We start from the raw sequence: 14,849 nt of genomic DNA on the forward strand, positions 1-14,849 counted from the left end.
CTTTGCCGGAAATAGAGCGGGTTGAGCAACAAAATTCTCAGCATCGGAAGCAGAAAGACCCTGTCCGCCGCCGGAAGCGCCCATCTCAATCCCGGGATGCGCCCGGCTTCTTGCCCCGGTTGGCCACCAGCGTCTTGAGCAGCGCCGTCTCGCGCGCCCAGCCGAGCGCGGGCTGAGCCGGATACCCGCCATAGCGCGCACCACGCGGAACATCGCCGGCGACGCCGCTCTGCGCCGCGATCTGGGCGCCGACGCCGATGGTGAGATGGCCGGCCAACCCGACCTGCCCGCCGAGCACCACGAAATCCTCCAATGTCGAGGAGCCCGCGAGGCCGGTCTGGGCGCAGATCACGCAATGGCGCCCGATCACGCAGTTATGGCCGATCTGGACGAGGTTATCGATCTTGGTGCCCTCGCCGATCACCGTGTCGCGGCTGGCGCCGCGGTCGATCGTGCTGTTGGCCCCGATCTCGACATCGTCCTGGATGATGACGCGGCCGACCTGCGGCACCTTCATATGCCCCTTGGGGCTCATCGCGAAGCCGAAGCCGTCCTGCCCGATCCGCGCACCGGGATGGACGATAACGCGATTGCCGATCAGGGACGCCTGGATCGTGCTGCCCGCCCCGATCGAGCAGTTGCGCCCGATCCGGACCTGCGGCCCGATGACCGCATGCGAGGCCACCACGGTCCCGGCGCCGATTTCCGCGCCCGGGCCGATCACGGCGCCGGGATCGACGGTGACGCCGGCTTCGAGCACGGCGGTGGCATGAACGATGGCGCCCGGCGCGACACCCTGCGAGGCGAAGATCGATTCAGGCTTCAGCGCATTCGGAAAGCAGCGCGCCATCACCTTCGCGAAGGCATGGTAGGGCGCCGGCGACACCAGAGCCACCGTTCCCGCCGGCACACGATCGGCGAAACGCGGCGAGACGAGGCACAGGCCCGCCTTGGTCGCAGCCAGGGCCTCCGTGTATTTCGGATTGTCCATATAGGCGAGATCGGCAGGGCCGGCGTTCTCGAGCGCGGCGATGCCGTCAAGTTTGCGGGATGGCTCCACGCCATCAGGCAAGCTTGCGCCTGAAATGCTTGCGACCTCGCCGAAGTCCAGCGAGGTCGCGAAGGGAAAGAAAACGGGCTCTGCCATGATCAGGTCCGGAGCGGGATCGCCGTCCATCCCACAGGCGCGAGAATGGCGATCCAGGTCATTGTTATCGCATCGGTTTGTCCCGGGAAGTGGGAGCCACTTCCCGGTCGATGCCAAAGCCCCGCTATGTCAGAAGCGGGTGCCGCCCGAGAAGCGGAAGGCCTGGAGGCGATCGCCACCGTACTTGCCGACCAGACCCGTCTGCGGATTGAGGCCGATCTGGCCTTCGTCCTTGGTCAGGGCATAGGCATAGTCGAACCGGATCGGTCCCAGCGGCGACTGCCAGAGCAAGCTCACGCCGACCGACGAACGCAGGATGTTCTTGTCGCGGATACAGCCGATATTCGACTGCGCGCCACCGGTGATGACGTTGTACTGGCGCGCCTCGGAGCCGGCCGGGCAAGCGAAGGCCACCGACTTCGAGCCGCCGTCATAGTTGAACAGTGTACCGGCATCGGCGAAGAGCGCACCGCGCAGGCCGAGGTCGCGCGGCAGGCCGAAGAGCGGGAACTGCACTTCGACGGTGCCGCCGAAATAGGTCGTGCCGCCCACCGCGTTCGCCGTCGGGTCGTTCAGCACGTCGCGCGGACCGATGCCGGAGGGCGCGAAACCACGCACCAGCGACGGGCCGAGGAAGTAGTGATCGACCATGCGCAGGTTGCCGCTGGTCGCCTGGACGTGACCGCCCTGGACGCGCAGGAAGCCAACCACGTCGTCGAAGATCTCGCGGTAGTAGCGGGCATCGGCCGAGATGCGGAAGAACTTCGAGTCGCCGCCGAGACCGGCGAATTCCGGCTTCAGCTCGGCCGAGAAACCGTTGCGCGGGTTCTGGACGTTGTCGAGCGAGTTGTAGTTGAAGTTCAGGCCGACGAGCGAGGTCAGGGTCGTGCCCTGGGCCTCCTTGACCGCCACCGTCGCCTCGCCGTTGGTCACGCAGTTATAGAGCGCACCGGCACCGGCATTCGGCGTGACGCCCGGGATCGGGTAGGTACAGTCGTTATAGGGCCGGTTGATCTCGTTCGGGATGTCGATCTCGGTCGTGTAGAGCGAGTAACGCGGCGTGATCGAGAACTCTTCCGTGATCGGGAAGGTGAAGCGCACCTGCCCGCCGGTCACGCGGCTTTCGAAGCGGCCGGTGTTGTAGTTGTCGTTGAACTTCGAGAACAGGTCGATGCCCGCCGCCACGCGATAGCCCAGGAAATAGGGCTCGGTGAAGGAGAAATCGACACCCTGCGTCCGCTGGCCGAGCGTGCCGGCGATACGGACGAACTGGCCGCGACCGAGGAAGTTCGACTCCGACAGCGAGATTTCGCCGATGACGCCGTCCGAGGTCGAGTAGCCGCCGGCCACCGAGAAGGAGCCGGTCGCCTTGTCCTCGACGTCGATATTGACGACGACGCGATCCGGAGCAGAGCCCGGCTCGTTGGTGATGCGGACCTTGGTGAAGAAACCGAGATTGTTCAGGCGGCGCTCGGCGCGGTCGACCATGACCTTGTTGTAGGCATCGCCCTCGCCGAGATCGAGCTCGCGACGGACGACATAGTCGCGGGTGCGGGTGTTGCCGCGCACGTTGATGCGCTCGACATAGACCCGCGGACCCTCGTCGACGACATAGGTGATGCCGATCACGCGACCCGCTGCATCGCGATCGCCGCGCGGACGAACCTGAGCAAAGGCATGGCCACGGCGCGCCACTTCCGTGGTGAGCGCAACCAGCGACTTCTCGACCGCCTCGGCGTTGTAGGTGTCGCCCGTCGACGTCGCGACATAGCGCTGCAGGGCAGCGGCATCGACATCGCGTAGCGCGGAATCGACCGTGACATTGCCGACCTGATACCGCTGACCTTCCTCGACCTGGATATCGACGACCCAGCCGCCGGCAGCCTCATCGAAGCGGGCGCCGCTGTTGACGATCTGGAAATCGGCATAGCCGTTCTTCAGGTAGAAGCGGCGGATGAGATCCATATCGGAATTGATGCGATCAGGATCATAGACGTCGGAGGTCTTGACCCAGCTCAGGAAGTTCGACTCCGTCGACGTCATCAACCCGCGCAGGCGCCCGGCCGAATAGGCCTGATTGCCGCTGAAATTGATCGACTTGATGCCGGTCTTGCCGCTCTCGTTGATGGTGAAGACGATGTCCTGGCGGCCATTCGGCAGCGGAGCCACGCGGCCGCTCACCGAAGACAGTCCGTAGCCGACCCGGCGATAGGCTTCACGCAGGCGCTCGACGTCGGAGTTGATCAGCGCCTGGCTGACCGGGCCGCCGGCGCGCGACTGCACGACCTGCGACAGCTGCTCGCCCTTCAGCTTGCGGTTACCTTCGAATGCGACGCGATTGACCGTGCCGCTCTGCTCCTTGACCGAGACGACGGTCTGCGAGCCGCGCCGGCTGACCTGCACGCTGCTGAACAGACCGGTCGCCAGCAGGCTCTCGCGGATCTCCTGGGGATTTTCGCGGCCGACGGCGTAGGAGCGAATCGTCTCCGCATCGACCTGCCGATTGCCGTGGACAACCACGGCCTGCGCGAAAGCCACACCACCACTCACGGCCAGCATCAAAGCCGAAAGTCCGATCGATCGAGAGAGCCGCAGCTTGGTCGTCCGGCTCTTTTGGGTCGACGTCATCGGGTCGCCTATTCCATCTCTCTGGTCACCACCCCAAACGGGGACCGCCATCAACCGATGGCAGCACGGGGACATTGCGGTTCAAACGCTTCTACAAAGTTTCCAGCAGGGTGCAAACCGCGATCATCGTTAATAAAGCGTTTTTAGGAATCTCGTTGCCGGCGGGCCACGCAGCATGCCGTTTTTCCGCCGCAAATCACCGCCCCGTCGGCGGTTTCAGAGCATCCCGCGGACGTGCACGATGTCGTTCCAGGTTACGAACAACATCAACATCAGCACGAGCGCCAGACCGACCCTGAAACCGATCTCCTGTGCCCGCGGGCTCAGCGGCCGGCCGCGCACGGCCTCGTAGAGATAGAACAGCAGGTGCCCGCCATCGAGCATGGGAACCGGCACGAGATTCATCAGGCCGATCGAGACCGAAAGGATCGCGGCAAGGTTGATCAGCCCGAGCAGCCCCCCATTCGAGGCGACGATGCCGGAGACCTGCGCGATCCGAATCGGCCCCGAAAGCTGGTCGGTGGATTCGCGCCCCGTCACCAGCTTGGCGATGTAGTCATAGGTCCGGGTTACGACGAACCAGGTCTCGACGAAACCGGCCTTGGTGGACTCGAGCAATCCGAATCGCTGGACCTTCCAATCCTCCGGGCGCGGCGAGGCCCTGACGCCGATCACGCCGATGCGCTGCGTGCCGAGCTGGGTCTTCATCTCGGTGAGCGCGGGCGTCACCGGCAAGGTTACGGTCCCGCCGTCGCGCTCGATCGAAACCTCGAGGCGTTCCTCGGGCCGGGTCGAAACGATGCGCTGCATGTCGGAGAAACTGGCGACCTTCTGGCCGTCGATGGCGATCACGATGTCGCCCGCCTTCAGGCCCGCCCGCTCCGCGGCACTGCCGGCGACGACGGCGTCGACGCGCGGGATCAGCACCTGCTTGCCGAAGAAGAAGGCCGAGCCGGCGAAGATCAGGATCGCCAGCAGGAAATTCGCGACCGGGCCGGCCGCGACGATCGCCGCCCGCTCACCGAGCGACTGTGCCGGGAAGGAGCGCGCGCGCTCCTGCGCCGACATCCGACCGACCGCATCATCGTCGGGGGCGCTGGAGGCGTCGGCATCGCCGGAGAACTTGACGTAGCCACCGAGCGGGATCAGCGCGAAACGCCAGCGCGTGCCATGCCTGTCGTTGAAGCCGAAGAGCTCGCGGCCGAAGCCGATCGAGAACGTCTTGACGTCGACGCCGCACCAGCGGCCGACCAGGAAATGCCCGAGCTCGTGGACGAAAACGACAATGGTCAGGACGAACAGGAACGGCAGCAGATAGCCGAGCACGAATTGCCCGGCATTCCAGAGCGACGCTGCGAATTCCATGAACCTATTCCCCCGGGGGTCCTGGATCATCGCGCACCGCATCGGATGCGATCACGATGATCTACTCATTGGTGCTGCATCGGACTTGTCCGGAAAGTGGATTCCGCTTTTCGGTCCGATGCAATGACAGCCTTTAGGTGACAGTGAACCGCGCTTGCGACAAGAGCGAGGCAGCCAGCCGCCTGGAGTCTTGGTCAATGGCGAGCGCGGCCGCGACATCGCCCGGCCCCTCCGATCCGGCGGCGGACGCCGCGCAGACCGCTTCCACCAATACGGCGATGTCGGAAAACCGGAGCCGCCGCTCCAGGAAGGCGGCGACGGCGACCTCATTGGCGGCGTTGAGCACGGCCGGCATCGCTCCGCCCTCGCGCAATGCAGCCATGGCGAGGCCGAGTGCCGGGAAGCGGATGAGATCGGGTCGCTCGAAGCTGAGCGGCGCTGCCAATGCCAGATCGAGGAAGCGCGGGGGCGGCGCGTCGAGGCGGCCGTCGATGCCGAGGCAATGCGCGGCCGCGACCCGCATGTCCGGCACCGCCATGCCGGCGCTGACCGAACCGTCGCGGAAGGTCACGAGGCCGTGGACGATCTGCTGGGGGTGGACGAGCACCTCGAGCTGATCCGGCCGCAGATCGAACAGGAAGCGGGCCTCGATCAGCTCGAGCCCCTTGTTCATCATGCTGGCGGAATCGATCGTGATCTTGGCGCCCATCGCGTAGTTCGGATGCTTCAACGCCTGTTCGGGCGTCGCCGCGGCGATGCGCTCGGCGCTCCAGGTCCGGAATGGGCCGCCGGAAGCGGTCAGCGTCATGCTGCGGATCGATGAGAGAGGCTCGGCCCCCAGGACCTGGAACAGGGCGTTGTGCTCGGAATCGAGCGGCAGCAAACGGGCACCGACCTCAGCAGCACGCGCCATCACCGCCCCACCGGCGCAGACCAGGCTTTCCTTGTTGGCGAGCGCGATCGCGCGCCCCGGCTGGAGCGCGGCGAAAGTCGCCTCCAGCCCGGCCGCGCCGGAAATCGCGCTGACCACGATATCGGCCGGGCGGTCGACCGCCTCCAGCACGGCGGAACGCCCGGCCCCGCACGCGATCCCCGTGCCGGAGAGCGCCTGCTTGAGCGCCGCGCCGCCTGCGGCATCGGCCAAAGCTGCGAAGGATGCGCCGGTCTCGACCGCGGTACGAGCCAGCGCCTGCGCATCCCGGCCGCCGACCACGGTCGCGATGGACAGGCGCCCGGGATTCTCGGCGACGACGTCGCGGACCGAACGTCCGACGGAGCCGGTTGCTCCCAGAAGCGTGACGCTGCGCAAGGGCATCGGGATCAAACGTCGAGATGCAGGGCGAAGAGCGCGAAGCCGGCCAATACCAGCACAGCCCAGTAACCGTCGAGCCGGTCGAGGAAACCGCCATGGCCGGGAATGAGCTTGCTCGAATCCTTGGTGTCGAAGCGGCGTTTGAGCGCGGATTCGAACAGGTCTCCCGCCTGGCTGACGATCGAACCGGCAAGGGAGGCCGCAACCACCGGCCCTGCCGCCGTCATGCCCTGCAGCGCCGGCACCAGGCGCCAGACGAGATAGCCGCCGACCATCCCCGCCACGGCCCCCCCGATCGCGCCCGACCAGGTCTTCTTGGGGCTGACCGCCGGCATCAGCTTGGGACCGCCAAGCTTGCGGCCTGTGAAATAGGCGGCGATGTCGGTGAGCCAGACGACAGCGAAGCTCCACAGGATCAAGGCGAGGCCAACACCCGGAAGATCGCGCAATGCGGGCGTGATCAGTGCGAAGGCCAGCGCATAAGCGACACCGCAGAGCTCCAGCGTCAGGCGCGAGCGCACGAAAGGCGTCGCGAGTGCGCCGAGAAGGGCAGCGGCCGAAGCCGTGCCCGCGAGCGCTGCGGGACTTGCCGGGGAAAAGGTCAGCGCCAGGCCGGTGGCGACCACCGCGATGCCGGCGGGAATCGCATTGCCGCGGCCGATGATCGCCAGCCACTCATAGGCCACGAGCCCCGCGACCAGAATCCAGACCAGCCGGAAGGGCCAGCCGCCCCAGAGCGTAACCAGCAGGATCAGGGCTCCGAGGACCAGCGCCGAGGCGACCCTGAGCTTCAGCTCGGAGTTCGTTCGCGGCGCGGAGGGGTTCGGCGCATTCACGCGACGCCCACGCTGCGGTCGGAGGGAGCGGACAGGCCGCCGAAACGGCGGTCGCGCTGGCGGTACTGGGCCAACGCATCCTCGAAGGCCGCGCGATCGAAATCGGGCCACATCACCGGCGCGAAGATGAACTCGGCATAGGCCGCCTGCCAGAGCAGGAAATTCGAGATCCGAGTCTCGCCCGAAGTGCGGATGACCAGTTCGGGATCGGGAAGGTCATGGGTATCGAGCTGACGGGCGATCGCGGCCTCGTCGATCGCGGCCGGGTCGATCCGCCCCGCCACGGCATCGGCCGCCAGCCGCCGCGTGGCGCGCATGATCTCATCGCGCGAGCCGTAGTTGAAGGCGATGACCAGCACGAGACCGGTATTGGCGCGGGTGCTGGTTTCCGCGTGCTCGACGAGACGGCGCAGGTCGGCCGCCAGATCGTCGCGGCTGCCGATGATCCGGACCCGGACATTGGCGGCCGAGAGCTCGGCGAGGTCCTTCTCGACGAAGTGCTTGAGCAGCCCCATCAGGAAGGAAACCTCGGCATAGGGCCGGCGCCAGTTCTCGGTGGAGAAGCTGTAGAGCGTCAGGACCTGGATGCCGAGATCGCTGGCATTGCGCACGGTGCGGCGCAGCGCGTCGAGCCCGCGGCGGTGTCCCTCCTGCCGCGGCAGCCCGCGCATCTGCGCCCAGCGCCCGTTGCCGTCCATGATGATGGCGACATGGGCCGGGTTGGACACGCCTGCGTCGCGCTGACCGGATGACATGCGGATGAGCCTCGCTCGGCTTCGGCCGAAGGAACGCGGGAGGTCCCCGCGCGGGAGATCAAACGTCCAGGAAATCAGACGTCCAGGAGATCAGACTTGCAGGAGATCAGACGTGCAGGAGATCAGACGTGCAGGATTTCCTTTTCCTTCGCCGCCAGCGCCTGGTCGATCTCGCCGATATGCTGGTCGGTCGCCTTCTGGACGAGGTCGGAATTGCGGGCGGCATCGTCCTTGGTCATGTCGCCGTCCTTCTCGAGCTTCTTGATCACGTCGATGCCGTCGCGGCGGACATGGCGCACCGAGATCTTGGCCTCCTCGGCGTATTTATGCGCGACCTTGACCATCTCCTTGCGGCGCTGCTCGTTCAGCTCGGGGATGCGGATGCGCAGCACCTGCCCTTCCGTCTGCGGGTTGAGGCCGAGATCGGATTCGCGGACCGCCTTGTCCACGGCGTTGACCATCGAGCGGTCCCAGACCTGCACGCTGAGCAGGCGCGGCTCGGGGACGCTCACCGTGGCGAGCTGGCTGAGCGGGGTGCGGGCGCCATAGGCCTCGACCATGATCGGGTCGAGCATGTTGGCGGATGCGCGGCCGGAGCGCAGCGAGGCGAGATCGCCCTTGAAGGACTGCACCGCACCGGCCATGCGGCGCTTGATGTCGGCGAGGTCGAACGTCGTCTGGGCCATTTCAATCGGAACCTTTGCAGGTAATTCAAAATCGGCGAGACCATGGCGGCGGGGCCGCGCAGGGTCAAGATTTACATGTTCGAACAGCATGTTCCCCCGGATTGGGCAAGGGAAAAGCGTCGATGCGGGCGGATCAGGGCCGGTTGGCAGCGCAACCCGCTGGTTCGCAGCCCCCCGGATGCCCATCTCATCCTAGAGGCCGGCCCGCTCGCCGGCCAGCACCGCCTGCGCGGGACCATGGAGAAAACACGTGCCTCGCCTCAACCGCATCGTCGAGACCGCGCTCTATGTCGACGATCTCGAGCGCGCCCGCGCCTTCTACGAGGACAAGCTCGGCCTTGCGCCGCTGCTCAAGACGAAAACGCTCTTCGCCTACGATGTCGGCGGCGCGAATGTGCTGCTGCTGTTCCAGCGCGGCGCCTCGCTCCAGACCCAGAGCGCGGCCGGGGGAACGATCCCGCCGCATGACGGCAACGGGCCGCTTCACATCGCCTTTGCGATCGATGCCGACGAACTCCCGGCCTGGGAGGCCAGGCTGGAGGAACGCGGCATCGCCGTGGAGGGGCGCATGCAATGGGAGCGCGGCGGCACGAGTCTCTACTTCCGCGACCCGGACGGGCATCTGCTGGAGCTGGCGACGCCGGGCCTGTGGCGGACCTACTGACAATGACTCCGATCTTCCGCAGCCCTCATCCTGAGGAGCGCCGCAGGCGCGTCTCGAAGGATGCTCCAGAGGGTCCAGGAGCCTCCTGAAGCATCCTTCGAGACGCCATTTCTGACGAAATGCCTCCTCAGGATGAGGGCTCGCGGTGTTGTCCGTCAGCGCCTCAGGGCGTGACGTAGGTCGCCCTGCCCTCGCCGCGCAGGACGGCGGCCAGCATGCCGGGCTCGGCGATCGAGAAGACGACGATGGTCAGGCTCGCATCGCGGGCGAGCGCGAAGGCGGCCGTGTCCATCACCTTGAGGTCGCGCTTGATCGCGTCCTCATGGGTCAGCGTGTCGTAACGGGTCGCGGCCGGATCCTTCTTCGGGTCGGCGCTGTAGACACCGTCGACCTGCGTCGCCTTGAGGAGATGGCTGCAGCCGAGCTCGGCCGCCCGCAGGGCCGCGCCCGTATCCGTGGTGAAATACGGATTGCCGGTGCCGCCGCCGAGGATGACGACCTTGCCGTTGCTGAGATGGTCGAGCGCGCGCTTGCGGGCATAGCTCTCGCAGAGCGAGGGCATCGGCACCGCCGACATGGCGCGCGCCGGGGCGCCGGCCGCCTCGATCGCATGCTCCAGCGCGAGCGCGTTCATGACCGTGCCGAGCATGCCGATCGAATCGGCGGTGGTGCGGTCGAGACCCTTGTTCAGGCCCTGGACGCCGCGGAAGAAATTGCCGCCGCCGACGACGATGCCGATCTCGACGCCTTCGCGCGAGGCATGGGCGATGTCGGCCGCGAGCGCCGTCAGCGTGACGCCGTCGAGGCCGTTTCCGACGGGCCCCGCAAGGGCTTCACCGGAGAGCTTCACGAGAACGCGTTGGGGTCTCATCGATGTCTCTCCGTCATGTTGGGGGCCGGCCGCGATTCGACGCAGCCCTATCTTCCTACAAAAAAGGCCGCGCGATGCGCGGCCTTTCTGTGACTTGATACGGAGCTTATCAGCCCGTGGTGCCGCCGGCGGCAGCGACCTCGGCCGCGAAATCCTGCTCTTCCTTCTCGATGCCCTCGCCGAGCGCGAAACGGGCGAAGCCCTTCAGCGCCACCGGAGCGCCGACCTTGCCCTCGATCTCCTTGAGGACCTGCGCGACCGACTTCGAACCGTCATGGATATAGGCCTGCTCGAGCAGGCAATATTCCTTGGCGTAGCTCTTCAGGCCGCTCTCGGTGATCTTCTCGAGCACATGGGCGGGCTTGCCGGCATTCTTCTCGGCCAGGATCGCCTTCTCGCGCTCCAGGACTTCCGGGGCGACCGAAGCGAGATCGAGCGCGACCGGGTTGGTCGCGGCGACATGCATGGCGAGCTGGCGGCCGAGCGTAGCGAGCTCGTCCGACTTACCGGTCGACTCGAGGGCGACGATGACGCCGATCTTGCCGAGGCCCTCGGTGATCGCGCCGTGGACATAGGAGCCGACCACGCCCGAGGAGACCTTGAGCGCAGCGACGCGGCGCAGCGTCATGTTCTCGCCGATGGTGGCGATGGCGTTGGAGACCGCCTCCTGGACGGTGCCGCCGCCCGGATAGTGATGGCCGAGCAGCGCCTCGACGTCACCGCCACGCTCCAGCGCGACATCGGCGATGGTCTTGGCGAGCGCCTGGAATTCCGGGTTGCGCGCGACGAAGTCGGTCTCGGAGTTGACCTCGACGACGACGCCTTCGGTGCCCTGCACGGTGACGGCGACGAGGCCCTCGGCGGCGACGCGGCCGGCCTTCTTGGCGGCCTTCGACAGGCCCTTGGCGCGCAGCCAGTCGACGGCGGCTTCCATGTTGCCGTCGGTCGCCGAGAGGGCGGTCTTACAATCCATCATGCCCGCGCCGGTCTTGTCGCGGAGTTCCTTCACCATCGCGGCGGTGATCGCTGCCATCTGTCTTGTCCTTGCTGTCGGTGCGGCGCGGGCCCGAGGGCCGGCCACGGATCGGAATGATGCGGACGCCTGCATGGGGAAACGCCGACGCTCCGTTTCCGGCCGTCGGCGCGTCCTCTTAACGTCTAGAAGCCGGCGTCAATCGAGAGGCCCGATTGCGACGCGCCGATGACGCGCCGCAACCGCTAACCGAATTACGCGTCGGCGAGATCGCGAGCCTGGGCGACCCAGCCCTCGCGGTCGATCTTGCCGCCGAGCTTCAGGTCGTGGTCGATCTTGGTCACGTCGGCCGGGGTCATCGCAGCGATCTGCCAGAAGTGGTAGATGCCGCCGTCGTTCAGCTTCTGGACCGCGTCCGGGCCCATGCCCGAGAGCTTGGTCAGATCGTCCGGAGCGCCACGCGGGGCGGTCAGCGTCTCGAAGGCGCCCGAAGCGGTCTCGAGAGCCTCCTCGACGACCGGCGCCTCGGCGGCGCCGATATCGATGCCCTGGTCGCCCGAGGCGCGACCGATGCCGTCGATCGCCGAGCGGGCGATCAGGTCGCAATAGAACTGGATGGCGCGGCCGGCGTCGTCATTGGCCGGGACCGGGAAGGTGATGCCATCCGGATCCGAGTTCGAGTCGACGATCGCGGCGACCGGGATGCCGAGGCGCTGGGCCTCCTTGATCGCGAGCGCTTCCTTGTTGGTGTCGATCACGAAGATCATGTCCGGCGTGCCGCCCATGTCCTTGATGCCGCCCAGAGCCTTCTCAAGCTTGTCGCGCTCACGCGACAGCATCAGGCGCTCCTTCTTGGTCAGGCCCGAGCCGCCGCCGTTGAGCAGCTCGTCGACCTTGCGCAGGCGCTGGATCGAAGCCGAAATGGTCTTCCAGTTGGTCAGCATGCCGCCGAGCCAGCGGGAGTTGACATAATACTGGGCCGAACGCTTGGCGGCATCGGCGATGGCATCCTGCGCCTGGCGCTTGGTGCCGACGAAGAGGACGCGACCGCCACGGGCGACGGTGTCCGACACGGCCTGCAGGGCGCGGTGCAGCATCGGCACCGACTGCGACAGGTCGAGGATGTGGATGTTGTTGCGGACGCCGAAGATGTACGGGGACATCTTGGGGTTCCAGCGGTGGGCCTGGTGGCCGAAATGGGCACCGGCCTCGAGGAGCTGGCGCATGGAGAAATCAGGCAGAGCCATGGTGTTCTAGTCCTTCCGGTTGAGCCTCTGGAGCGCGAATGAACAAGGCATGAGCTGCCACGTCACCGGAACGCCTCGGGAAATCGAGGCGATGCGCTCCATGTGGGATGGGCTGCGCCTTACAGGGGATGGCGCTTCATTGCAAGCCGGCTCGACCGAGAAAGCCGGCAACGCGTCGTGATAAGGCCCATGCGGATACCGCATGAGCCTGTTTGCGAGAGGGCTGGGCGCGAGGGCGCCGGAGCCCGTCACTGATAGACGACCTTGAGCTGGTCGGCTTGCGTCTGGGCGAAAGATGGGGCGACCGAGCCCAAAAATGCGACCGCGGACACGGCCATCAACGACTTATAAAAGTTCATGGGGAATATCCTCACGCTATCATGTTCTCAAGCATGCCAAGAGGCACTTCCCCCCACCCCGGACTGCCTGACGTGCGCAGCCGGGCCGGACAACCCGGAACGCCGCGGCATGCCCGGCCTCGCGGGCAGGATTCGCGTTCGAGGCAGGCTGACCGAGCCGCGGGCCGGCTCCTTCGCCGAATCGACCGCGAGAGGCCGGAATCGGCGTGACCCTCGACCTGAGAACGATCTTCGTCACCGGCGCGCTGACCTGCTTCATCATCGGCGCGCTGCAGTTGATGACCTTCGCGACCGGCCGCTTCACCCGCAGCCCGGTCTGGTGGGGCGCCAGCAGCCTGTGCATCGGGACCGGCCTGCTCGGCGCGGCTTTCCGCGGCGCGATACCCGATATCGTTTCGATCGAGTTTGCCAACACCACCATGCTGGCGGGCTGCCTGCTGCTGCTCTTCGGCATCCGCAACTTCGCCGGCCGCGAACTCAACTGGTTCGGCTTCGGGGTGGTGCTCCTCGGCATCTGGACCCTGCTCGCGCTGTCGCCCGGGGCGGAAGGCTATTCGACACGCGTCATGGTCGTGGCGACGGTCATGGCGCTCTGCGATGCCGCCATCGTCCGCGAAGCCGTCCGGCTCGGCCGGCAGGAGAAACTGCGCTCGGCCTGGCTGCTCGTCGCGCTGTTCTCGCCGACGGTGATGATCTATGCCGGCCGCATCGCGCTGGGAGCGCTGGACCGGGTCGGCACGACGCTGTTCCCGGCCGATTCGGGAGCGACGGGCTGGCTCGCCGCGATCGGCGTGACGTTCGTCATCCTGAGAGGCCAGGCCCTGCTGCTGCTCGCGGCCGAGCGCAGCAACCGCATTCTCGCGACGCTCGCCCGCCGCGATCCGCTGACGGGAGCGATGAACCGCTCCGGCCTCGAGCAATGGCTGGCGCAGCAGTCGCACGGCGAAAGGCGGGCTGCGCTGCTGCTCGTCGATATCGACCACTTCAAGAAGCTCAACGATACGCTCGGCCATGTGGCCGGCGACCGGACCCTGCGCCTGTTCGCGGATGCGGTGCGGGAGCAGTTGCGCAGCACCGACATCCTGGCCCGGCAGGGCGGTGACGAATTCACGATCATCCTCCCCGGCGTCGGCGTGCGGGAGGCGGTGCGGGTGGCCGAGCGTCTCCGCGGCGCTTTCCGTGACAAGCTCGCCGATCTCGCCGAGATCGGATTGCAGCCGACGCTCAGCATCGGCGTGGCCGAGGCCGAGCTCGGCGGGCGCGAGCTCGACGATCTCCTGGTCGAGGCGGACGAAGCACTCTATCGCGCCAAGCGGCTCGGGCGCGATCGCGTCCAGGCGCAGCTCAAGCCCGCGGCCTGAGGCCGGGCTCAGCCTCAGAGCATCAAGGTGGCGGCAGTCACCCGCTTGATTCCGGCGGCCGCCATTTCGGCCCAGGCGCGCTCGAGCGAACCGTCGAGATCGATCGCGCGGCAGGCATCCTCGACCACGATGGTCTCGAAGCCGGCGCGAGCGGCATCCTGCGCCGTCCAGCTCACGCAGAAATCCGTCGCAAGGCCGGCGATGACGACTCGCGCGATGCTGCGCTCGCGCAGATAGCCTTCCAGCCCCGTCCGCGCCCGGCGATCGGCCTCGATGAAGCCGGAATAGCTGTCGATGCCCCGGCGAAAGCCCTTGCGGATCACCGCCTCGGCATGAGGCAGGTCCAGCCCGGCATGGAAGGCGGCCCCGGTCGTACCCTGCACGCAATGATCCGGCCAGAGCACCTGCGGGCCATAGGCCAGCTCGACGACCTCGAAGGGCTTGCGGCCGGGATGGCTGGAAGCGAAGGAGGCGTGTCCCGCCGGGTGCCAGTCCTGCGTCAGCACGACATGGCGGAAGCGGCGCCCGAGCGCGTTGACGACGGCTACGACCGCATCGCCATCCGGCACCGCGAGGCTGCCGCCCGGACAGAAATCGTTCTGGACGTCGACGACGAGCAGCACTGTCCGGTCGTCGGCCATCGGT

Annotated in this window: 13 protein-coding genes; 2 read left to right on the forward strand and 11 right to left on the reverse strand. The window is 66.8% G+C overall.

The genetic code is table 11. The features are described 5' to 3' along the window. Positions 1-85 precede the first annotated feature (85 nt). From lpxD to frr, 7 genes are all read right to left on the reverse strand, one after another. A complete protein-coding gene (gene lpxD / locus ACODTJ_RS06125) occupies positions 86-1,147 on the reverse strand; it encodes a UDP-3-O-(3-hydroxymyristoyl)glucosamine N-acyltransferase (protein ID WP_454657090.1) in 1,062 nt (353 codons plus the stop codon). A gap of 129 nt (positions 1,148-1,276) precedes the next feature. Further along, the gene (gene bamA, locus ACODTJ_RS06130) at positions 1,277-3,775 is read right to left on the reverse strand and encodes an outer membrane protein assembly factor BamA (RefSeq protein WP_454657091.1); all 2,499 of its coding nucleotides are present in this window, start codon (positions 3,773-3,775) and stop codon (positions 1,277-1,279) included. 216 nt (positions 3,776-3,991) lie between these two features. After that, positions 3,992-5,140 carry an RIP metalloprotease RseP gene (gene rseP / locus ACODTJ_RS06135; protein WP_454657092.1) on the reverse strand — a complete coding sequence of 383 codons (1,149 nt, stop codon included), beginning with the start codon at positions 5,138-5,140 and terminating at the stop codon, positions 3,992-3,994. A gap of 133 nt (positions 5,141-5,273) precedes the next feature. Then, positions 5,274-6,455, reverse strand: a complete 1,182-nt coding sequence (dxr, locus tag ACODTJ_RS06140; protein ID WP_454657093.1) for a 1-deoxy-D-xylulose-5-phosphate reductoisomerase — start codon at positions 6,453-6,455, stop codon at positions 5,274-5,276. 5 nt (positions 6,456-6,460) lie between these two features. Further along, positions 6,461-7,288, reverse strand: coding sequence for a phosphatidate cytidylyltransferase (locus ACODTJ_RS06145; RefSeq protein WP_454657094.1), 828 nt, complete (start codon positions 7,286-7,288; stop codon positions 6,461-6,463). After that, complete coding sequence (locus ACODTJ_RS06150; RefSeq protein WP_454657095.1) at positions 7,285-8,043, reverse strand: isoprenyl transferase; 759 nt, start codon at positions 8,041-8,043, stop codon at positions 7,285-7,287. The genes ACODTJ_RS06145 and ACODTJ_RS06150 overlap by 4 nt, the downstream gene beginning before the upstream one ends. A gap of 122 nt (positions 8,044-8,165) precedes the next feature. Next, the gene (frr, locus tag ACODTJ_RS06155) at positions 8,166-8,729 is read right to left on the reverse strand and encodes a ribosome recycling factor (protein WP_454657096.1); all 564 of its coding nucleotides are present in this window, start codon (positions 8,727-8,729) and stop codon (positions 8,166-8,168) included. Positions 8,730-8,979: 250 nt separating this feature from the next. On the opposite strand from frr, the gene ACODTJ_RS06160 reads away from it, so the two are divergent. Continuing rightward, positions 8,980-9,393, forward strand: a complete 414-nt coding sequence (locus ACODTJ_RS06160; RefSeq protein ID WP_454657097.1) for a VOC family protein — start codon at positions 8,980-8,982, stop codon at positions 9,391-9,393. A 163-nt stretch (positions 9,394-9,556) separates the two neighbouring features. Here the strand turns inward: ACODTJ_RS06160 and pyrH are convergent, their stop codons facing one another. From pyrH to ACODTJ_RS06175, 3 genes are all read right to left on the reverse strand, one after another. After that, positions 9,557-10,264 (reverse strand): UMP kinase, encoded by a 708-nt coding sequence (gene pyrH / locus ACODTJ_RS06165; protein WP_257732981.1) that lies wholly within the window; start codon positions 10,262-10,264, stop codon positions 9,557-9,559. Between the two features lie 109 nt (positions 10,265-10,373). Continuing rightward, entirely contained in the window at positions 10,374-11,297 is a 924-nt protein-coding gene (tsf, locus tag ACODTJ_RS06170; protein WP_454657098.1) for a translation elongation factor Ts, read from the reverse strand. A gap of 194 nt (positions 11,298-11,491) precedes the next feature. Continuing rightward, positions 11,492-12,484 carry a 30S ribosomal protein S2 gene (locus tag ACODTJ_RS06175; RefSeq protein WP_454657099.1) on the reverse strand — a complete coding sequence of 331 codons (993 nt, stop codon included), beginning with the start codon at positions 12,482-12,484 and terminating at the stop codon, positions 11,492-11,494. Positions 12,485-13,049: 565 nt separating this feature from the next. Here ACODTJ_RS06175 and ACODTJ_RS06180 point away from each other — a divergent pair. Beyond that, positions 13,050-14,204 carry a GGDEF domain-containing protein gene (locus tag ACODTJ_RS06180; protein WP_454657100.1) on the forward strand — a complete coding sequence of 385 codons (1,155 nt, stop codon included), beginning with the start codon at positions 13,050-13,052 and terminating at the stop codon, positions 14,202-14,204. A 14-nt stretch (positions 14,205-14,218) separates the two neighbouring features. Here the strand turns inward: ACODTJ_RS06180 and pncA are convergent, their stop codons facing one another. Next, positions 14,219-14,845 carry a bifunctional nicotinamidase/pyrazinamidase gene (gene pncA, locus ACODTJ_RS06185; protein ID WP_454657101.1) on the reverse strand — a complete coding sequence of 209 codons (627 nt, stop codon included), beginning with the start codon at positions 14,843-14,845 and terminating at the stop codon, positions 14,219-14,221. Between the last annotated feature and the right edge of the window lie 4 nt (positions 14,846-14,849).

This window comes from Allobosea sp. FG18, from assembly GCF_057809495.1.

Coding starts and splice junctions, on each gene's coding strand:
- lpxD (WP_454657090.1), bottom strand. CDS start 1,147: ATGGCAGAGCCCGTTTTCTTTCCCTTCGCGACCTCGCTGGACTTCGGC.
- bamA (WP_454657091.1), bottom strand. CDS start 3,775: ATGACGTCGACCCAAAAGAGCCGGACGACCAAGCTGCGGCTCTCTCGA.
- rseP (WP_454657092.1), bottom strand. CDS start 5,140: ATGGAATTCGCAGCGTCGCTCTGGAATGCCGGGCAATTCGTGCTCGGC.
- dxr (WP_454657093.1), bottom strand. CDS start 6,455: ATGCCCTTGCGCAGCGTCACGCTTCTGGGAGCAACCGGCTCCGTCGGA.
- ACODTJ_RS06150 (WP_454657095.1), bottom strand. CDS start 8,043: ATGTCATCCGGTCAGCGCGACGCAGGCGTGTCCAACCCGGCCCATGTC.
- frr (WP_454657096.1), bottom strand. CDS start 8,729: ATGGCCCAGACGACGTTCGACCTCGCCGACATCAAGCGCCGCATGGCC.
- pyrH (WP_257732981.1), bottom strand. CDS start 10,264: ATGAGACCCCAACGCGTTCTCGTGAAGCTCTCCGGTGAAGCCCTTGCG.
- tsf (WP_454657098.1), bottom strand. CDS start 11,297: ATGGCAGCGATCACCGCCGCGATGGTGAAGGAACTCCGCGACAAGACC.
- ACODTJ_RS06175 (WP_454657099.1), bottom strand. CDS start 12,484: ATGGCTCTGCCTGATTTCTCCATGCGCCAGCTCCTCGAGGCCGGTGCC.
- pncA (WP_454657101.1), bottom strand. CDS start 14,845: ATGGCCGACGACCGGACAGTGCTGCTCGTCGTCGACGTCCAGAACGAT.